The sequence below is a fragment of the Actinoplanes sp. ATCC 53533 genome (genome assembly GCF_003947245.1).
The window spans coordinates 61,454-81,626 of the sequence record NZ_QHHV01000105.1 but is presented as its reverse complement, the minus strand read 5'-3'; the positions used below and the strand labels follow the sequence as shown (position 1 = coordinate 81,626).

Annotated in this window: 11 protein-coding genes and 1 pseudogene; 8 read left to right on the top strand and 4 right to left on the bottom strand. The window is 71.1% G+C overall.

Features of this window, described 5'->3' with window-relative positions; all coding sequences use genetic code 11:
- Together DMB66_RS31405 and DMB66_RS31400 are read right to left on the bottom strand one after the other, a co-directional pair.
- Positions 1–665, bottom strand: a pseudogene (locus DMB66_RS31405) (hypothetical protein); the annotation flags it as partial.
- Entirely contained in the window at positions 662–940 is a 279-nt protein-coding gene (locus DMB66_RS31400) for a hypothetical protein (protein WP_125807730.1), read from the bottom strand. The gene DMB66_RS31400 and the pseudogene DMB66_RS31405, both read right to left, overlap by 4 nt.
- Before the next feature lie 105 nt (positions 941–1,045).
- Here DMB66_RS31400 and DMB66_RS31395 point away from each other — a divergent pair, with 105 nt between their 5' ends.
- The gene (locus tag DMB66_RS31395; RefSeq protein ID WP_125807729.1) at positions 1,046–1,411 is read left to right on the top strand and encodes a VOC family protein; all 366 of its coding nucleotides are present in this window, start codon (positions 1,046–1,048) and stop codon (positions 1,409–1,411) included.
- A gap of 139 nt (positions 1,412–1,550) precedes the next feature.
- Here DMB66_RS31395 and DMB66_RS31390 read toward each other — a convergent pair whose 3' ends face one another.
- Complete coding sequence (locus DMB66_RS31390) at positions 1,551–1,787, bottom strand: carbamoyltransferase N-terminal domain-containing protein (protein WP_125807728.1); 237 nt, start codon at positions 1,785–1,787, stop codon at positions 1,551–1,553.
- A gap of 11 nt (positions 1,788–1,798) precedes the next feature.
- Entirely contained in the window at positions 1,799–3,940 is a 2,142-nt protein-coding gene (locus DMB66_RS31385) for an iron-containing redox enzyme family protein (RefSeq protein ID WP_125807727.1), read from the bottom strand.
- 395 nt (positions 3,941–4,335) lie between these two features.
- Here DMB66_RS31385 and DMB66_RS31380 point away from each other — a divergent pair, with 395 nt between their 5' ends.
- The 7 genes from DMB66_RS31380 to DMB66_RS31350 all read left to right on the top strand — a co-directional run bounded on the left by DMB66_RS31380 (position 4,336) and on the right by DMB66_RS31350 (position 19,954).
- A complete protein-coding gene (locus tag DMB66_RS31380) occupies positions 4,336–5,310 on the top strand; it encodes a fatty acid desaturase (protein WP_125807726.1) in 975 nt (324 codons plus the stop codon).
- A gap of 30 nt (positions 5,311–5,340) precedes the next feature.
- Positions 5,341–7,146, top strand: a complete 1,806-nt coding sequence (locus DMB66_RS31375; protein ID WP_125807725.1) for a SidA/IucD/PvdA family monooxygenase — start codon at positions 5,341–5,343, stop codon at positions 7,144–7,146.
- Complete coding sequence (locus DMB66_RS31370; RefSeq protein WP_125807724.1) at positions 7,143–7,370, top strand: MbtH family NRPS accessory protein; 228 nt, start codon at positions 7,143–7,145, stop codon at positions 7,368–7,370. Before DMB66_RS31375 ends, DMB66_RS31370 begins: the two co-directional genes overlap by 4 nt.
- Before the next feature lie 173 nt (positions 7,371–7,543).
- Positions 7,544–9,346, top strand: coding sequence for an ABC transporter ATP-binding protein (locus DMB66_RS31365; RefSeq protein ID WP_158647432.1), 1,803 nt, complete (start codon positions 7,544–7,546; stop codon positions 9,344–9,346).
- Positions 9,343–11,136, top strand: a complete 1,794-nt coding sequence (locus DMB66_RS31360; protein WP_125807722.1) for an ABC transporter ATP-binding protein — start codon at positions 9,343–9,345, stop codon at positions 11,134–11,136. The genes DMB66_RS31365 and DMB66_RS31360 overlap by 4 nt, the downstream gene beginning before the upstream one ends.
- Before the next feature lie 44 nt (positions 11,137–11,180).
- Entirely contained in the window at positions 11,181–16,169 is a 4,989-nt protein-coding gene (locus DMB66_RS31355; RefSeq protein WP_125807721.1) for a non-ribosomal peptide synthetase, read from the top strand.
- Positions 16,166–19,954, top strand: a complete 3,789-nt coding sequence (locus DMB66_RS31350) for a condensation domain-containing protein (RefSeq protein WP_125807720.1) — start codon at positions 16,166–16,168, stop codon at positions 19,952–19,954. Before DMB66_RS31355 ends, DMB66_RS31350 begins: the two co-directional genes overlap by 4 nt.
- Positions 19,955–20,173: the final 219 nt, after the last annotated feature.

Genomic DNA, 20,173 nt, shown 5'->3' with positions numbered 1-20,173 from the left:
AGCAGGTCCGCACCATCCTGCACCAACGCGGCATCCGCACCCAGCACCACAACACCCCCGTGACGGTCTTGGCGGAGCACGAATGGTCGGTCGCCGGGCTGGCCGCGGCTCTGCGCATGCCGACCGCGACGGCCTACACCTGGATCTACCGGGGATGGGTCACCGCCCACCGCGCCAGCGACGACAAACACTGGATCATCACCGCCGACCCCACCGAACTCGACCGACTGCGCCAACTGCGAGACCGGCCCCCCGGCTACCACCAGCACCGACGCTGGAACCCACCCAATCCGCCCGAACCATCCCAAGGAGACCAAGAATGAAAGAACACCCGGACTTGACCTGCACCACGGGTGGCTCATCTCGTGTTCCCAGCGCAGGTGATACGCCTCGGCTAGTTCGTCGGCGCGGGCGTGGGCGGGGTCCAGGATGCTGGTCAGCAGGGTGATGAGTTCGCCGGTGCCGTTGCCGTCGCGGTCCGGGATGTCGTACTCGATAACCCGGACGATGTGGACGACGGGTAGACCACGTGCGTCGTAGGCGTCGCGGCAGTCATCCAGGGTGCCGGCGCGGGCGGCGGCCAGGATCCGCTCGCGGCGCCCGCGGTGGATGTTCTTGGTGGTCAGCATGCTCAGGTAGGTGCCGTCGCCAAGGATTTTGATCACGGGTAGCGGGATCCCGGCGCGTAGCCGCCACAGCAGGTCAGCGCCGGTGGCGTGGGCCCGGTCCCAGGCAGTGAAGGAGTAGAAATACGGTCCGCGGTGAGCAACTCGCCGGGACGCAGCCGCGACAACAGCGGCATCGCCAGGGTCTGCTCCCCATGCGACCACGGGCCGACCTGCGCAGCGAGCATGGCATGAGTGCCGCATTCGCTCACCGTGAGCACCCGCGCCTTCGGGAACGCCGACTCGCTGACACCTTCGCGGACCGGCGCAGTCACCTGAACCGGGGGCCGTCACGGTGCCGCCGGAGCGGCGAGAATGAGCGGGCGGAATTCGACATCAGGCGGACGGACCTACAAATCAGCCAGAAAGGGTGTGGCCTTGTGAATTTCAAGCGTCGGACGATCGTTTTCGAGGCAGCCAATATCGAGGCAGAGAGCGCGTTCTGGGCGGGACTCCTGGACGGCTCCGTCGAGGCGAAGGACACCTGGCACAACGTCTGGGTCGACGGCGACTGGCACCTGGCGGTCCAGCTCGTGCCCGATCATGTGCCACCCGTGTGGCCCGACGGCGGACCGTCACAGCAGGTCCACCTCGACTTCTACCTCGAGGACCTCGAGGCCGCGCACGAGAAGACGCTCAAGTTGGGTGGGCGGCTGTTGAAGGCGGTCGATGATCCGGCCGCACGGAAGGGGTTCCGGGTCTACGCGGATCCGGCCGGCCACACCTTCTGCCTCTCCTGGCCGTAGGGCGGCCAACGGATCGGTAAGCGGTGCGGAGCGTCTTGCGGGGACACCGCACCGCTTCGGCCTGGCGTCAACTTCTTGGCAACACAGACGAGTGGGCCCGAGCCGACGGCGGTTAGCCTGATCGAGGCGGCCGTCGAGTTCAGGGCGCGGCACCTCGACAGCTGGCTTTTGCTGCGCCCGCGTCAGCGATCCCGTCCCCGGCGCCCGCGGCACCGGCCTCGCTGAGCGTGTACGCGACCGCTCGGGCCGGGAACGCCGAGTCGTGGCGCCGGGTGAACCGCTCCTTCTGCGCGGCCGCGACGGGGCGGCCGTCGCGGACGAGCGCCGCCGCACTGTCGTGATAATCGGCGGAGATGCCCAGGACCAGCTCAGACATGCGACCGTCGCTCAGGTTTTGGCTCGGCGGGCCCCTTCGGGTGCCAGGAGTTCGGATGGTGCGTTCAGCGATCGGTATCCGGCCCGGATCCGGTCCCATGCGTCGGTGCTAGCCGTCGGCGCCTGCTGGGCCAGGTATCCGTCGATGGCGTCGGCCGCCCAGGCGGAGTGGCCGGTCGCGACGTTGTCGATGGTGTTGTGGATGTCGACGAACGCGGTACTGAAGCCGTGCTTCTGGAGCGTCTGCCGGCCGCGGCGATAGTTGCCGCCGACCCCGGACAGTTCCATCGCCAGGTTCAGGCCGAGAATCTCCGGCTCGAACGTGCGCGGAAACCGGCCGATCGCCAGCCAGTAGACCGGCGTATCGAACGACTGGTCCCGGAACCCGGACCAGGTCGCGAACTCCGGCGAGCGAGTCGGTGGGAGGTCGATGCCCATCTCCCGCAACACGGCACGGTAGATCAATGGATGGTTCAGGCTCAGGTCGCTGTTGCCGAGCTCGTCCCAGTAGGTGTCGAACAGGAAGTGCCCGCGCTCGGAGGAGGCGAGCTGATAGTCGGTGTAGCCGGTCAGCCAGGCACCGTCGATCAGGGTGAGCGGCGCCAGTTGCACGCTCGAGTCGATCAGGTCGGCGCGGTCCGGCAAGGGATCGCCCAGGCCGTTGTGGAACTCCATGTTGTGGAGGTCGTGCTGGTCGAGCAGCCAAGACCGCAGACCGTCCACCGGGTGCTCGTCCGGCAGTGACTGGGCGGACGACTCCATGCCCTGGCGGGACCTGGCGAGCCGCTTTTCCACGTATCGCAGCGCATACCGGCGGGTCGCCGGTGTGATCGTGCGCCGCAACAGACGGATGTATGCCTGCCGGATGTCCGCGGGAGCGTCGCCGTCATCGTGGGCGCTTTCCGAGGCCGGCCGGAGCATGATCCGCCGGGGCTGATGGGCGGGCGGTCGCCACCCTGCCCGCTGTGCGGGATCCGCCGGCAGCGCGTCGATCCATCGCTTGATCGTGTCCAGTTCGTTGTCTGGGAATATCCGGAACATCCGGCCCTTGTCCGACACGAGCGTGCCGGTCAGGCGGCTGGCCTCGGAATTGCCCGGCCGGATGAGGCGACTGTTCGCCAGCGCGGTCAGGAACGGGATCGGGTCGGTGCGCGCCTCGGAGAGCCACTCCTGCAGCGGCCGGCCCTGCACGCTGAACCGGTCGTGATAGACGGACGCCTCCCTAGCCCGGGACCGCACCAGCTCCGCCATCTCGAAACCCGGGTCGCGAGCGGCGTCCAGCTCCTGGGCCACCTCGTCGCACCAACGTCGCAGCGCGCCGAACGCCCAGGCGAAGCCGCGCTCGACCGCGGTCGCGCCGGCCGTACCGGCTGATTCGACGAACGCGGCCGCCACGGCCCGAGCATCCTCGACCGGCGGCGGCCCGTCCGGCGTGCGCGCGCGGCTCGGATCCAGCGCGTCCCATCCGATCGCGTGCGGAAGCCGGGTCTGAACACCGTCGAGCGGCGGGAGCAGGCCGACCTCACGCAGGCATAGGTCAAGACCAATGATCTCGCCCCGGTATGCGTCCGGGCGCCGGCTCATCGTCAACGCGACGGCCGGTAGGTAGAAGGACTGATCGGCGATTCGGCGGTCCTGCGCCAGTTGGCTCGCCGGATGCGCATGCACGGCCACCCGGAGGTGTTGCATGAGAGAGAGGTAGACGCTGCCTCGGGACGCCCGCGGATGCCCGGCGCCGACATCGCCCGCGAACAGGGAGAGCACCCACATGGTGACCGCTTCCTCGGCGTTGCCCGGCTCGCTCATCCACTGCAGCCAGGCACCGGACAGCGAGGACAAGGGAGCACACGCGAGGACCGCCCGGCGGACGAGCACGTCGGCGCGGCCCTCGCGTTCCGCCGCGGCGAAGAGTGCCTCGAAGCGCGAGCGTTGCGTGGCGGCCCAGGCGGCGACCGACGGCCCGAGGTCGGCCAGCGGGACCCGCGAACCGCGATCGTCGGCGCAGCCGCGGTCCAACTCCGCAACGATCGCGTCCCGCAGGGCATCGGGCAGTGGCGTGCTCTCGGGGTCACACGCGCGGGCGAACACCGTCTGGATCGGCAGCGCCGTCGGGTCGTCTACCGCCTGATCAGAACATCGGGTAGATGGACGCATCGCGCTTCTTCCTCTTCCAACGTCGAAAACCTGGCAATCGCGCGCAGGAGGACCACCGCGAGCCACTCCCTCGCACAGCGGGGAATGGTGCACGGCATTTGCGGCAAGAAGCCGGCCGAACCTCCTGCCAAGAAACCTAACGCCGGGCCAGTGGGGGACTGTGTCCCGTAAAACAGCCCCCCGCCCGCGCCCATGGTCCGCGAAGCGGGCCGGGCGCCGCGTCGCCGGTTCACGTGACTGCGCTGGACAGCCGGAGCTGCGTACGGTCGGTCAGTGTTCACGAGCGACGAGCGGCATTCACCCGGGTCGAACCGCCTCACGGATCCGGCCCGCCGACGGCGGCTGGACGGCATGCCCTGGCTACGTCGACGAGTACTCGGAAAGGTGATGGTGAAATGATCGAGCGCGAGCCCCGACGGCTATGGCGCAACAGCCCGGCCGACGCCATCCTGCTCGGGCTCTGCATCGCGCAGTTCGCCGTGACGATCGCGCTGGCCGCGCTGACGCCGGCCGGGCTGTGGCCGCGGCTCGGCTCGGCGGTCCTGGTCACCGCGATGATCACCTACTCGGTGCTCATCGTGAACCACATGTTCGTGCACCAGCCCTGGTTCAACGACGCCCGGCTGAACGGGATCGTGTCGTTGGTGATGTCGGCGAACATCGCGCAGTCGGCGCAGGCGTACCACCTGAGCCACGTCCGCAACCACCACCGGTACAACAACGACCGCAAGCGCGACGGGACCACCGCCGATTTCAGCTCCACCTACCGATACAGCCGGGACGACGACCACGCCCCGCTCTGGCGGTACCTGGCCTACAGCCTCGTCGCCTCGATCCAGGAGTTCGCGGTCACCTGGGCGTCCCTGCGCCGGTTGGGCGGCGTCGGCCCCCGGGAGACCACGCTGCGCGGGCTGGCCTCCCGGAACCCGGGCCGGCGCGCGGCCGAGCTCGGCCAGCTCCGCTACGACCGCCTGGCACAGGTGGCTTTCACCGTGCTGCTCGCCGTCCTCTCCTGGCAGTGGGTGCTGCTGTGCTACCTGCCGTCGGTGGCGATCGCCTTCACCCTGGTCAACGTCCAGAACTACTACCGGCACTTCGGCGCGGAGCCGGACAGCCGGTACGCGAACTCCGTGAGCTACTACAGCCGGCTGTACAACCGGCTGACCTTCAACGACGGATACCACCAGGAGCACCATCTGCGCCCCACGGCGCACTGGACCCGGCTTCGCGAGGTCGCGGCGCAGTATCAGGAGCGGCTCGACGAGGCCGGCCGGGTCGTGTCCCCAGTGCCGCCCGTGGTCGGCTTCCTGGACACCGGTCGCATCGATCGCGTCGCCCAACGCTCCTCAGCGACCCGACCCACCCGATGAGCCGGGCGGACGTCGAGGAGGGAGCGGTACGTGCGGAATCTCGGCACGCCTGATGAGCCGTACGACCTGATCGGACTGGGCTTCGGACCGTCGAACGTCGCGCTCGCGATCGCAGCCCAGGAGATCGCGCCGGATCGCCGCTGCCTGTTCCTGGAGCGCTCCGGCGACACGCGCTGGCACGAGGGCATGCTCATCGACGGCGCCCGGATGCAGATCTCTTTCCTCAAGGACCTGGTGTCCCTGCGAAACCTGGCCAGCCCATTCACCTTCCTCCAGTACGAGAAGGCCAAGGGACGGCTGGAGAGGTTCGTGAACCTCGCCGAGTTCCGGCCGACCCGGCTGGAGTTCCAGGACTACCTGAGGTGGGTCGCCGCACAGTTCGCCGGCGTGGTGCGCTACCGCTCCGCGGTCCGCGAGGTGACCGCGGTCCGCGACGATGACGGCACGCTGTCGCTGTTCCGGGTGACCGCGACCGACACCACGACCGGCGGCGTCGTCGAGTACCACGCCCGCAACATTGTGCACGCGCTCGGCGGCGTACCCCGCGTGCCGGAGGCGGTGACGCTCGGCCCGACCGTGGTGCACTCCAGCGCGTTCCTGCCAACGGTCCCCGAGACGTTCACCGACCGCGACCGCGAGTGGGAGTTCGCGGTCGCCGGCGACGGGCAAAGCGCCGGCGAGATCACCCACTACCTGCTGGATCGGTACCGCAACGCCCGCGTGCACCTGATCCTGCCGGGGTACTCGCTGCGTGCCACCGACAACAATCCGTTCGCGAACGAGCAGTTCTTCGAGGCCAACGCCGCCGACTTCTACTCCCGCAACGAGGCGAACCGGCGCGACTACTACGCCGGCCTGCGAACCACCAACTACGGCGTGGTGGAGGCGAGTTTTCTCGACGAGCTGTACCGGCTGGTCTACGCCGACGAGGTCCGCGGCCGCACCCGCCTCGCGGTGCACGACGGCTCCCGGCTGACCGGGGTGGAGGCCGGGGCCGACGGCACGGGCATCCGGATCGGGGTCGACGCCCGCTTCGGCGGCGGGGCCCGTGTGCTCCGAGTTGACGGCCTGGTGCTGGCCACCGGGTACCGGCGCGAACTGGACTCGGTGATGTACCGCGACGTCCTTCCCTACCTGGACACCGATGCCGATGGCCGACTGGCGGTTTCCCGTGAACACCGCGTGCGCACGACCGACGAGCTGACCTGCGGCCTGTACGTGCAGGGCTTCGCCGAGGCGACGCACGGGCTCGGCGACACGCTGTTGTCGCTGCTGCCCTTCCGGTCCAAGCAGATCATCACAGCCATCGCCAAGGACGGTGGTTCGCTGGCTCGCGCGTTCCCGCCGGCGGGGCACGACGCCGGGCCGGCCGCCGCGACGCTGGTGGCGCTGATCGAGCGATGCGGCTCCGGAACGCTGGTGAGCGCCGGTGCGGGGGAGTTCCCGGTCGCGACCCGGCTGCCGCTGGTGCTGGATCGCGACCGCGGTCGCAACGGCGTCCTGTTCGGGGTGCTCGACCGGACCGATCCGCAGCTGCCGCTGCTGGACGGCGGCAAGGTCCTGGTGATATTCCAGCCGGACGGGGCACCGCCCGGCGAGCCGCAAGTCGGGGACTCGATGTTGATCGACGTTCGCGGATGCGCCCGGGTGGTGACCGACCGGGACCGACTTGTGGCGCACCTGGCTCGCGTCGACCCGGCGGATTCCGGGCCGGCCGCACGCGCCGGCGGTTCGGTCCGGATCGAGATCGAGATCGAGGCCCTTTCCAGCCGGTTCCCCCTGTCATCGGAGCCGCGTGCGGACCCGGCCGAGAGCGAGAGCGAGAGGCAGTCATGACCGACACCGACGAGATGTACGTGATTGTCCGCAACGACGAGGAGCAGTACTCGATCTGGCGGTCGGGTCGGCCGGTGCCGGCCGGGTGGGAGCCGGTCGGCGAGCCGGCGTCCCGGGACGACTGTCTGGCGCGCATCGGCGAGTTGTGGACGGACATGCGCCCGGCCAGCCTGCGGGCCGCCATGAGCGCCTCCGCTGAGGAGCAAAGGACGCACAGTGGCTGAGCCAGAGTACGCGACCGGGTCTCCAGTCAGCTCCTACATCCCCATGTCCCTTCCGGACCTTAAACGCTTTGGCGGCTCATTCCACTGCGGCACCACGAACGAGCCGCCGGGTCGGTCTCCACTCGTACCGCTGAGCAGCAATGACGACAGCGAATGATGAGGAAGTGGCGATAGTGGATCAGAAGCCAGCCGCACGGCGCGACGTCCTGCGCCGGTCGCGCACGTTGCTGCTCGCCGCCTTCCGCGCCCATCCGGGTCCAATGAGCTGGGGGCTGGCCGCCGCGATGCTGTACGGAGCGGGACTGACCGTCTGGTCCGTCGCGCTCGGCGAGCTGGTCAACCACGTGGTGATACCGAGGTTCGAGGGCGGCCAGGTGGCCACCGGCACCGCCGTCGCCGTGGTCCTGGTCGTGCTCGCGATCGGCGTGGTCAAGGGCACGGCAGGGCTGGTCGTAAAATGGACCGCCGTCGCGACCCGGGCCCGGTTCGATGCCACCCTGCGGGAGGCCGTGGTCGAGCGGTACGACGCGCTGCCGATGGCCTACCATCAGGCCCACCCGACCGGCGAGAAGCTGGCGCACGTGACCACCGACCCGGAGGCGGCCGCGGACCTGCCGGCCCGAGTTCCGCAGGTACTCGGCATGTTCCTGATGTTCCTGGTCACCGCCGGCTGGATGCTGGCGGTGGACCCGATCCTGGCAGTGGTCGGCGGTGCCTCGATTCCGGCGCTGTTGCTGGTCAACTCCGTGTACCAGAAACGGGTCGAAGGGCTCGCCGTGGAGGCCCAGCAGCGGCTGGGGCGGGTGACCGCAGTCGCCCACGAGAGTTTCGACGGCGCGTTCCTGGTGAAGACGCTCGGCCGGGACCGCGCCGAGCGGGACAGGTTCGGCGCCGAATCGGCCCGGCTCCGCGATGCGAATATCAAGCTGGCCGGTCGCGAATGGCTGATGAACGAGCTGTTCGATCTGATCCCGGCCGCCACGTCGCTGATCATCCTGGTGGTCGGGGCGTGGCGGGTGAACAGCGGCGCGATCACGGTCGGCCAGCTGGTCAGCTTCGTCAGCCTGTTCGCCCTGCTGGCGGTGCCTCTCAGCGTGATCGGCAACGTGCTGGCCCACGTGCCGCACGTGCTGGCGGGGTACGGCCGGGTTCAGAAGGTGCTCGGCGAGACGCCACCGCCGGCTTTGGTGGATCCGCAACCGCTGCCGGACGGTCCGCTCGGCCTCAGCGTCCGCGGTCTCGGCTTCGCCTACCCGGACGGCCCGGAGGTCCTTTCCGATGTGGGCTTTGACGTCCCGGCCGGTGCGACCGTCGCGATCACCGGGAGCACCGGTTCGGGCAAGAGCACGCTGCTGCTGGCGCTGGCCGGCCTGCTGCCCCCGACCGGCGGCACGGTGCTGCTGAACGGGGTCGACCTGTACCGGGTCGCCGCAGCCGACCGGGCGGCGGCCTGTGCGGCGGTTTTCCAGGAGCCGTTCCTGTTCGCCGGCACGCTGGCCCAGAACGTCCGACTCGACTTCGACCGGACCCCATCGGAAGCACCCGCGGACGCTGACCGGGAGCGGCTGGACGAGGCGCTCCGCCTCGCCCGGGCCACCGCCATCGTCGAGCGCCAGCCGGACGGGCTGGAGACTCGGGTCGGCGAGCGTGGGGCAAGGCTGTCCGGCGGCGAACGACAACGCCTCGCGCTGGCCCGGGCACTGGTCCGTCAGCCCCGGGTGCTGTTGCTCGACGAGGCCACGTCCGCGGTCGACGCGACCACCCGGCAGGAGATCATGAGCGGGCTGGCCGCCAGCCTGCCGTCCACCACCACGATCGTCGTCACCACCAGCGCCGCGACGCTGGCCCGGGCCGACGCGGTCGTGTACCTCGACAGCGGCCGCGTGGCCGGTGTGGGCGCCCACGGGGACCTGCTCCGGATCGACGGCTACGACCGGCTGATCCAGGGATTCCAGCGAGAGCAGGTAGCGGCATGAGTGCGTACGCGGTCGACCCCGACGGTATTGCCGGGTCGACGCCCGCGGTGCTTCGGCGCGGCTTCGCCTCCATCCCGGAGATCCGCGACGGCCTGGCCCTGACAATCGTCCTCGCCCTGGTCGGCGGGTTCGGCCGGCTGGCCGTACCGGTCCTCGTCCAGCAGCTCCTCGACCGGGGACTCAGCACCGGACACATCGACGTTGGCCAGCTGGTTCGGCTAGGCGCGCTGGCAGGGGTGGCGGTGCTGGGCACCGCCCTGGTCAACTGGGTGAGCCTGCTGCGCCTTGCGATCGCCAGCGAGCGCGCACTGTGCGGGCTGCGGGTCCGCGCCTTCGGCCACGTACACCGGCTCAGCGTGGCGTACCACTCGGCCGAGACGCGCGGGAAGCTGGTGTCCCGGGTGACCTCCGACGTCGGGACCCTCAGCCAGTTCCTGCAGTGGGGCGGCATCGCCTGGGTGGTGAACGGCGCCGCAATGCTGGCTGCCCTCGTCGGCATGCTGTACTACGACGTCTGGCTGACGCTGGTCACGGTTGCGCTGATCGTGCCGATGGTCGTCCTCATCAACGTGCTGACCCGGCGCCTCGGGCCCGCGCACTCCGCGGTCCGGGGCCGCGTCGCCGATCTGCTCACGGTGACCTCGGAGTCGATCCAGGGCGCGCCCGTCATCCGCGCCTACGGCATCACGAAACCGAGCCTGCGGCGGACCACGGCGGCCATCCACCGCTGGCGGGACACGAAGGCCCGCGCCGGCTATCTGGGCAGCGTGCTGTTCTCCCTCGCCGAGCTGTTCGCCGCGATCGTGGCGGTCGGCGTCGTCGCGGTGGGCCTGGCGATCGGCCCGTCGACCGGGCACACCGCCGGCGAGCTGGTCGCGTTCCTCCTGCTGGTGACCCTGTTCATGGGGCCGGTGGGACAGTTCACTCAGGTCATCGATTTCGCGCAGAATGCCGCGGCCGGCTGGCGACGGGTGCTGGCACTGCTGGACATCGTCGAGGACGTCACCGAACCGGTCGACGGCCGGCAGCTGCCGGCCAGCCCGCCGGAAGTGGTCGTACGGAATGTCACCTTCGGCTACCCGAACGCCGGCACGGCCCTGACCGACGTGTCGTTCGAGGTGCCGGCCGGTCGCCAGGTCGTGCTGGTCGGCGCCACCGGATCGGGCAAGACGACGCTGACGAAGCTGATCGCCCGGCTGGCCGACCCGGACCGCGGCCACATCCTGATCGGCGGCGTGGACACACGGGAAATCGCGACCGAGTCGCTGCGCTCGCGCGTGGTGGTCGTGCCGCAGGAACCGTTCCTTTTCGACACCACGGTCGAGGAGAATGTCCGGTACGGGCGACCGTCCGCCACCCGTACCGACGTCGAGCGGGCCTTCCACGATCTGGGTGCGGCAGCGTTCCTCGCCGGCCTGCCGCGCGGCCTGGACACCCCGGTCGGGCAGCGCGGCGAGAGCCTGTCCGCGGGCGAGCGGCAGCTGGTCGCGCTGGCCCGCGCGCACCTGGCCGACCCGGCCTGCCTGATCCTCGACGAGGCGACCTCGGCCGTGGACCCGCAGATCGAGCTGACGCTCATCGAGGCGTTGCGCCGGCTCACCGCGGGCCGCACGTCGTTGACCGTCGCGCACCGGCTGGCCACCGCCGAACAGGCCGACGAGGTGATCGTGCTCGACGGCGGCCGGCTCGTGGAACGCGGCCGGCACGACGAGCTGCTCGCGGCGGGCGGTGTCTACACCGGCTTGTACGACAGCTGGCGGCGATCCACGGCCGCCGGCACGGCCGCCTGACCCGAACGCTTCATCTCTACAGCACGGAAGGAGGTAGGCGATCGATGTCCGATCTCTGCGTACATCAGTTGATCGAGGCCCAGGCGGCGCGCACCCCGGACGCGCCTGCGATCATGTCCGGTGACGGTGTCCTGAGCTTCCGCCAGCTCGACGAGCGGGCCGGCGAGCTGGCCGACCGTCTCGCTGTGCGCGGTGTGCGGCCGGAGGTCCGGGTCGGGGTCGCCGTCGAACAGTCCGCCCGCTGGCTGGTGACGGTGCTCGCGGTGTGGAAGGCCGGTGGCGTCTACGTTCCGCTGGACGCCGCGCTGCCCGCCGGGCTGGTGGCGGGGATGCTTGCCGACGCCGAGGTGGAGCTGGTGCTCCGCGGTGGACCGGAGAGAACGTTCGACGGTGCCGGGTTCTCGGTGGTCGACCTGGCCGACCTCATGGCCGAACCGGCCGGCTCGGCCGAACCGGACCCGGCTGGTGCCCGGCCGGCGCTGTGGCCCGGCAATCTCGCGTACTGCGCCTTCACCTCCGGCTCGACCGGCCGGCCGAAGGCCGTCGGGGTCTCGCATGCCAGCCTGGCCGAACACGCCGCTGCGATCCGGGCGGAGCTGGGCCTGCGGTCGTCCGACCGGTTCCTGCAGTTCACCTCGATGCACATCGACGCCTCGCTGGAGGAGGTGCTGCCGGCGTGGCTGGCCGGCGCCGCGGTCGTGCTGCCGGACACGCCCCGTCCGACGAGCGTCGAGCTGACCGACGTGATGAAGGCCCGCGGGGCGACCATGGTGAGCCTCCCGAGCAACTACTGGCACCAGTGGGCGGACGACCTCGTCGCCGGGATCGTGTCGCTGCCCGACAGCCTGCGCACCGTGTTCGTCGGCGGGGACAAGCTGCGGATGGACCGGCTCGCCCTCTGGATGGAGGCTGTCGGCTCGCGACCCGTGGACTTCATCGCCGACTACGGGCCCACCGAGACCACGATCAGCTGCACCACCTACCGGCCGGACCCGGCGAACCTGCCCGACGTCGGACTCGTGCCGATCGGCCGACCACTGCCCGGGGTGACCGTACACCTGCTCGACGACGAGCTGGCGCCGGTGGCCGACGGGGAACCGGGGGACGTGTGGATCGCCGGCTTCGGGCTGGCCCGCGGCTATCTGGGTGCGCCGTCCACCACCGCCGACCGGTTCTGGCCGGACCCGTTCGGGCCGCCCGGCGCCCGGATGTACCGGACCGGTGACCGGGCCAACCGGCTGCCGGACGGGAACCTGCAGTTCCTCGGCCGGTCCGACCGCCAGGTCAAGATTCGCGGGTTCCGGGTCGAGCCCGGCCAGGTGGAGAACGCGGTGCGGGCCTGTGCCGGCGTACGCGACGCCGTCGTGGTCGCGGCCGACGACCCGGTTTCCGGCGCCCGGCTGGTCGCATACGTCGAGGGGGAACACACGCCGGCCGCGGACGCAGCGCTCCGCGCCGAACTGGCCGACCGGCTGCCCGCCGTCATGCTCCCGCGGACCATCGTCTGGCTGGACCGGATCCCGCGGTCCCCGCTGAACAGAAAGGTGCTGCCGTCCGAGCTGCCGCCACCACCACCCGCCGACCCCGCCTTGGACGGCGCGGGCGAGCCCGACGCGACCACGTCCTCCGGTGTGGAAGGCGTCGTCGCGCGACTCGTCGCCGACGTGCTGGGTCGGCCGGCCGGCGCCGACGAGGACTTCTTCGCGGCCGGCGGCGACTCCCTACGCGGTCTGCAACTGCTCAGCGGCATCGCCCGGGCCACCGGTGCGGCTCTATCGTTCAACGAGCTGCGCTCCGCCCCGACCGTGACCGCCCTCGCCGCGCTGATCAAGGGGACCAGCCGGCGAGACACCGGAGTCGTCGCGGCGTCCGGCGAGCACGACGAATGGCGGCCGGCCTCGCGCGGCCAGGCAGCGCTGTGGTACCTGGACCGGCTGCAGCAGGGTGTCGCGACCTACGCCGTACCCCTCGGATACTGGATTTCCGGACCGCTCGACATCGAGCGGATGGATGCCGCGCTCACCGCGCTGGTGGAGCGGCACGAGGCGTTGCGGACCACCCTCGCGGAACGGGACGGCCGCGTCTGGTCCCGGCTCCAGCCGCCAGAGCCGGTCCGTACCGAGGTGAGATCCGTCGCCGACCGGGCGGCCGCGGCGCGCCTGGCCGAGGCCGAGGCGGCCCGGCCGTTCGACCTGTCCGCCGGACCGCTGGTGCGGTCCTGCTGCTACCGGGTCGACGACGAGCAGCACCTGTGGTTGCTCGATGTGCACCACAGCGTCTTTGACGCATGGTCGCTGGGAGTGTTCTGGCGAGAGTTCGCCGCGCTGTACCAGGACCGCCCGCTGCCTTCGCCGTCCGTGCGGTTCGCCGACTACGTGGCCTGGCAGGAGCGCTGGCTGGGCTCGGAGGAGGCGGCCGGGCAGCGGCGGTACTGGGTGGAGCAGCTCGACGGCGACGCGCCGGTGCTGGAACCCGGTCGGCCGACCGGGGCGGAGGGGCGGGCCGGGTTCTCGATACCGCTCGAGCTCGCCGGCGTCGGCCTGGCCGCGGTGGAGCGGGTGGCCCGCGCTTATGGATCTACTCCGTTCGGCGTGTTGCTGGCTGGCTTCCTCGGCACGCTGCACCGGATGACCGGCGGCGCCGACGACGTGGTGGTCGGGGTCCCGATGGCCGGCCGGGTCCGGCCCGGTACCGAGGACCTGATCGGCTACCTGGTCAACACCGTGCCGCTGCGGATGCGATTCACCCCCGGCATGCGCTTCCGGGACCTGGTGGAGCGCACCGACGCGGCGCTGGCCGAGGCGCTGTCCCGGCAGGACCTGCCGTTCGTGGAGATGGTCGGCGGTCTTTCCCCCGGCGGGGCCGACAACCCCGTCTTCCAGACCATGTTCGTCTTCGAGTCCACCCCGATGGACGGCGGCGGCGAGATCGACGGCCTTCAGATCACCGAGCAGCTGATCCACTCCGGTACCGCCAAGGTCGCGCTGACCTGCACGATGCGGCTGGACGACGGGACGCTGGTCGGCGAGGTGGAGTACGCCACCCGCCGGTTTGACCGCCCGTCCGCTGGCCGCTGGCAGGAGGCCTTGCTGACGCTCCTCGAATCGGCATTGGCGGACCCGTCGGCCCAGCTGGCCGAGCTGCCGCTATTGCCGGCCGCCTCGGCCAGCGCCCAGCTGACCGCGATCAACGCCGGCCACGAGGACCGCGGCGCCGCCCGGACGCTGCTGCACGATGGTTTCCATGCCGCGCTGGCCCGGGACCCGGACGCGGTGGCCGTGCAGGCGTGGACGAGCTCGGTCAGCTACGCCGACCTGGACGCCCGCGCCGAGGCGGTGGCGACCGCGTTGGCGGCCGCTGGCATCGGGCCGGAGTCCCTGGTCGGGGTGTGCGTCCCGCGCTCGGTGGAGTCGATCGCGGCGCTTCTCGGGGTACTCCGCGCGGGTGCCGGCTTCGTACCGCTGGATGCCGGCTACCCGGCCGAGCGCCTGCGCTGGATAGCCGCCGACTGCGAGATGGCGGCGGTGATCGCCGCGGGGCCGCCGCCGGCCGGGCTGGAGGGCCTGCCGATCGTCGACGCGGCCGCGCCGATCGTCGACGCGGCCGCGCCGGACCGGAGTCACCGTCGGATCCACCCGCGGAACACGGCCTTCGTCTACTACACGTCCGGGTCCACGGGCCGGCCCAAGGGCGTCGTCATCGACCACGGCTGCGCGGCGTCCCGGGTGGAGTGGATCGCCCGGCGGTACGAGCTCGAGCCCGGCCGACGAGTCGTGCACAAGACGCCGTTGATCTTCGACGTCGCGATCTGGGAGATCTTCGCGACGCTCGCCGCCGGCGCCACAGTCGAGCTGGCCGAGGCGGGCTCGGAGACGGACGTGCCGTACCTGGCCGAGCTGCTCGCCGAGCCGGGCACGGTGCTGGCCCACTTCGTACCGTCGATGCTGGACATGTACCTGGCCACCGTTCCGGCCACCAAGTACCCGGACCTCGGCTGCGTGCAGACCTCCGGCGAGGCGGTGCCGGCGGCGCTTCTGGAGCGGTTCGTCGCCCACTTCGATCTCGACCTGCACAACGCGTACGGCCAGACGGAGACCTCGGAGGTCGCGCTCTGGACCGGGCGCGCCTGGCCGGCCGGCGGCGGCGTCCCGATGGGCCGGGCGGTCAACGGCTACCGGCTGTACGTGCTGGACGAAGCGCTCCGGCCGATCCCGCCGGGCGTGGTCGGCGAGCTGTACGTCGCCGGCGTGGACGGCCTGGCCCGCGGCTACCTCGGACAGCCGGAGCTGACGGCGCAACGGTTCCTGCCGCACCCCTGCCCGGTGGTGCCGGGGGAGCGGCTGTACCGGACCGGTGACCTCGCCAGCCTGGAAGACGACGGCATGCTGCACTACGCCGGCCGGGCGGACAACCAGGCCAAGGTCAGGGGCGTGCGGGTGGAGCCCGGCGAGATCGAGGCGGTGCTGGACAGCCACCCGGCGGTCGAGCGGGCGGTCGTGGCGATCCGGGAGGACGAGCCCGGCGTCAAGGAGATCGTGGCCTATGTGGTCGGGCCGGACGCCTTCATCCCCGAGATCGCCGAGCACCTGGCCGGGTACCTGTCCCAGTATCTGCTGCCGGCGGTGTACGTGAAGCTGGATGCCCTGCCGCTGACCCCGTCCGGCAAGGTGGACCGGCAGGCGCTGCCCGTTCCCACCATCCGGGACCGGGAGGCCCGGACCGGTGTCTCGGAGGTCACCTCGGTGATCGAGGCGGAAGTCGCCGAGGTGTGGTGCGACCTGCTGCAGGTCAACCAGGTCGGTCGCAACCAGAACTTCTTCTCCGTCGGCGGCACCTCACTGTCGGCCCTGCAGATGCTGCACCGAATCAAGACCCGGTTCGGGATATCGATCACCGTCCGGCAGTTCTTCGACGCACCGACGATCGCAGGCGTGGCCGGGTACCTGGAGACGGCGCTGGCCGCCGAGGTGGCCACGATGTCCGACGACGACGTCGCCGAGCGGCTCGGCGATACGGGAGAGGTAAGCCGATGACCACGTTGGACGCGAACAAGCAGCGGCTGCTCATGAAGTTGCTGCGCGAGCGGGCCACCGCGGTCGAAGTGCCGCGCATCACCCCGGTGCCGCCGGGGACCGCCGTTCCGCTCAACCCGCCGCAGGCGGGGATCTGGTTCTCCTGCCGGCAGTACCCGGACAGCAGCGAGTACAGCATTCCGGACCTGCAGGTCATGGAGCGGGCACTGGACCATTCGACACTGCGCGCCGCCACGGCGGAGCTGATGGCCCGGCACGACATCCTGCGAGTGCGGATGTTCGAGCGCGACGGTGTCCCGATGCAGCAGGACTGCGGCCTGATCGAGCCGCCAGTGACCTGGCACGACCTGCGGCACCTGCCGGCGGACGAGGCGGCGGCGCGCGCCCTCGAGATCAGCAACCGGGCCGCCCAGCGTCCGATCCCGCTCGACGAGCCGTGCTTCTTCACGATCATCGGATTCGCATTGCCCGGCGAGCGCACCATGCTGGCGACCAACTTCCACCACCTGGTCGCCGACGGACTCTCCCGGGAGCTGGTCGTCCGGGAGCTGGAGGCGTTGCTGGCCGGCCGGACACTCGACCCGCCCCCGCCGGTTGGCTTCCTCGACTACGTGGCCTGGGAACGCGAGAACACCGACGAGGCGAGGCTCCAGCGCGACCTGGCCTACTGGACCCACAATCTGACCGGTCACCTGCCGGTGCTGGACCTGCCGAGGGACCATCCCCGGCCGGCCCGAGCCAGCCGGGCCGCGTCCACCGTGCCGGTCACGATTCCCGGTTCGTTGCTGACTCGGCTGCAGCGGCTGGCGGCAGACGACGGGGTCACCCTGTTCGTTGTCGTCCTGGCCGCGTACAAGCTGTTCCTGGCCCGGATGACGGGGCAGCGGGACATCCTCGTCGGCGTCCCGCTGGCCGGCCGGGACCAAGAGATCGCCGAGTCGATGGTGGGCTGCTTCGTGAGGACGGTGCCAATGCGCACCAACTTGTCCGGCGACCCGACGTTCCGCGAGGTCGTCCGCCGGGTGCACGAGGCATTCCTGGAGGCCCACGACCATCAGGCCGTACCGTATGCCCGGGTGGTGGCCGAACTAGGGTTGCCCCGGCTGTCCGGGGTGCACCAGGTGTTCCAGACCATCGTCACTCTGCTGCAACCGGTCGGCGGCTCGGGCCGGGCGGCCGAGAAGAGTGTGGCGCTGAACACGAACGCCATGCCGGTAGACCTGGCCCTGATCCTGCACCCGGACGGCGACGCGCTCGACGGCATCATGTTGTACTCGGGCGACCTGTTCGACCGGGGGACCGCGCTCCGATACGCAGGTGTCCTCGAGCATCTGCTGGCCGCGGCCGCCGAGCGGCCGGACGCGCGAGCGTTCGAGCTGCCGCTGCTGTCGCAGGCAGAGCGAGAGCGCGTTCTGCACGGGCTCAACCGGGACGTCCGGCCGGACGTCGCGTACTGCACGCTGGCGCAGCCGTTCGAGGAGCAGGTCCAGCGCGCCCCGGACGCGATCGCGGTGCGCGGTGCCGAGGGCCAGCTCAGCTACGCCGAGTTGAACGCCCAGGCCAACCGGCTGGCGTGGTTCCTGCGCGACACCGGGGTCGGTCCGGGAAACGTCGTGGCGCTGTACCTTTCCCCTGGGGTCGACCAGACGGTCGCGCTGCTTGCCGCGGCTAAGGTCGGCGCCCCGTACGTAACGCTCGATCCGGCGGAGGGCCGGCTCGGGGCGCTGCTGGACGACGCCGCCCCGGCTGCGGTGATCGTTGACGGGTCGACGGCGGGCCGCGTGCCGGCAGGACCGTGGCAGGTGCGCTCGTTTGCGGAGTCCGGCCGGTGGGCCGGGGCGCCCGCCGACGACCTGCCGGTCGAGGCAACCGGGTACGACCTGCTGTGCCTGCGCTACGCGGCGCACGCCACCGACCGGCCGGCTGCGATCGCCTACCCGGTCGAGGGGGCGCTGGCCGAGCTGGCGCAACTTAAGCACGACCACCCCCTCGGTGCCGGCGACGTGGCGCTCCTGGCGACGCCCGAGGACTGCTTCTGGCCGCTGTCGCAGGGCGCGACGGTCGCGTTGGCGCCGCCAGCGGTGTACCGGGACCCGCGGCGGCTGGCGGACCATGTGGAGGCATACGGCGTCACGACGCTGTCGGTCGTGCCGTCGATGGTGCCGGACGTGGCCGGGTTCCCGGGCGACCTCGTCGCCGGCTACGGGCCGGCCGAGACCGGACGGGTCACCGACCAGGGTCGGCCAGCCGGCCACCGTGCCCTCTACGTACTGGACGAGGCGCTGACGCCGGTGCCGATCGGCGTGGTCGGCGAGCTCTACGTCGGCGGCGAGATCGGCCTCGCCCGCGGATACCACCGGCGGCCGGCGCTGACCGCGCACCGGTTCGTGGCCGACCCGTTCGCTGCCCCCGGCGCCCGCATGTTCCGCACCGGCGAGCTCTGCCGGCACCGGGAGGACGGCGTGCTGGAGCACCTTGGCCCGATCGACCGGCAGGTCCGGATCCACGGCCTGTGCGTCGAGCCGGCCGAGATCGAGGCGGCCTTCACCGACCAGGACGGCGTGTGGCGCGCTGTCGTGACCGCGGCGCCGGACGGCGGCCTCGCCGCCTTCGTGGTGCCGAACGGGGAACATGAGCTGTCCGGGAGAAGACTCGTCGACGGCGCCGCTGCGCGGCTGCCGGAGTACCTGATGCCGGCAACCGTCACGGTCGTGGCGGAGATCCCCCGGAGGGGCAGCGGCGAGATCGACGTGGCCGCGCTGCTCGACCTCCGGGACCGCGACACGGAAGCTGACCGCACCGACGCACCCGAGACCGAGCTGGAGGCGCGGCTGGTCGGGATTTTCTGCCGGATCCTGCGCCGGGACTCGGTCTCGGTCACCGAGAGCTTCTTCAACATGGGTGGCCATTCGCTGCTGGTCTTCAAGCTGATCGAGGAATGCGCGAGCGAGTTCGGGCTGAAGCCGAGCGTCCTGGACGTGTTCACCGGCCCGACGGTCCGCGCGCTGGCGGCGACGCTGGGCGCGATGCGACCTGCGGCGGGCGTGGACCCGCTGGTGAGCCTGGTCGAGCACCCGGGCGCGCCGCTGGTGGTCTTCGTGCACGCCGCGAGCGGTTCGGTGCTGCCGTTCTACCAGGTGGCCAAGCGGCTCGGGCGGGAGTTCGCGGTGTACGCGCTTCAGTCGCCGCCGGACGTTCCGCCGGCGTCGATCGAGGAGATCGCGGCCCGCTACGTGGACGAGGTCGACGCGGTACGCGGCGTCGCCCCGGTCGTGGTCGCCGGCTGGTCGATGGGCGGCGCCGTGGCGCTGGAGATGGCCCGCCGCTGGTTGCATCGCAACGAGCGGGTCGCCGCGACCCTGCTGCTGGACACCTGGGCGCCGCCCGCGTTCATGTCCGCGGCGGCGGACGCGGCCCGGATCCGGGCTTCGGTCCTGGCGCTGGACGTGCTGCGCCTGGAGGGGGCCGACGCCACCCCGGCGACGCAGGCCGAGCTGGCCGAGACCGTCGAACGCAACCGCGCGGCGTTCCTCGACTACCGGCCGGAGTACTACCCGGCCGAGGTGGACCTCCTGCGCGCGAGCGACCCGCTGCCCGCCGACGCGCCGCCGTTCCCGGCCGGCTACATGGACGGCGACCGCGGCTGGTCCGCCGTCGCCGCCGAGGTGACGACCGTCGAGATCAAGGGAAACCACCTGAGCCTCTTCGACCAGGAGCACGCCGACCAACTGGCGGCGGCGATCAGCGCCGCGATCGCCCGGCGGATGGGCTACGAGGAAATCTGAGCGCGCCCGGCCGGGTGGCCGCGTTGGCCGCTCCACGCGAGAACCTGGCCACCCTGGAGGCCGAGCGACGCGGCGTCCCGCTGACCTTCGTCCTGGCCGCACTCGACTGCTGGTGCCACAAGCGGCTGACCGGTGCCGAGACCTGCAGCGCTCCTACGCGACCTCATCCTCGGGGTGGTCGACGCAAGCGTGATCGGCAGAGGGTTGGGAATTGCCGGG

Coding starts and splice junctions, on each gene's coding strand:
- DMB66_RS31390 (WP_125807728.1), bottom strand. CDS start 1,787: ATGTCTGAGCTGGTCCTGGGCATCTCCGCCGATTATCACGACAGTGCG.
- DMB66_RS31385 (WP_125807727.1), bottom strand. CDS start 3,940: ATGCGTCCATCTACCCGATGTTCTGATCAGGCGGTAGACGACCCGACG.
- DMB66_RS31380 (WP_125807726.1), top strand. CDS start 4,336: ATGATCGAGCGCGAGCCCCGACGGCTATGGCGCAACAGCCCGGCCGAC.
- DMB66_RS31370 (WP_125807724.1), top strand. CDS start 7,143: ATGACCGACACCGACGAGATGTACGTGATTGTCCGCAACGACGAGGAG.
- DMB66_RS31360 (WP_125807722.1), top strand. CDS start 9,343: ATGAGTGCGTACGCGGTCGACCCCGACGGTATTGCCGGGTCGACGCCC.
- DMB66_RS31355 (WP_125807721.1), top strand. CDS start 11,181: ATGTCCGATCTCTGCGTACATCAGTTGATCGAGGCCCAGGCGGCGCGC.
- DMB66_RS31350 (WP_125807720.1), top strand. CDS start 16,166: ATGACCACGTTGGACGCGAACAAGCAGCGGCTGCTCATGAAGTTGCTG.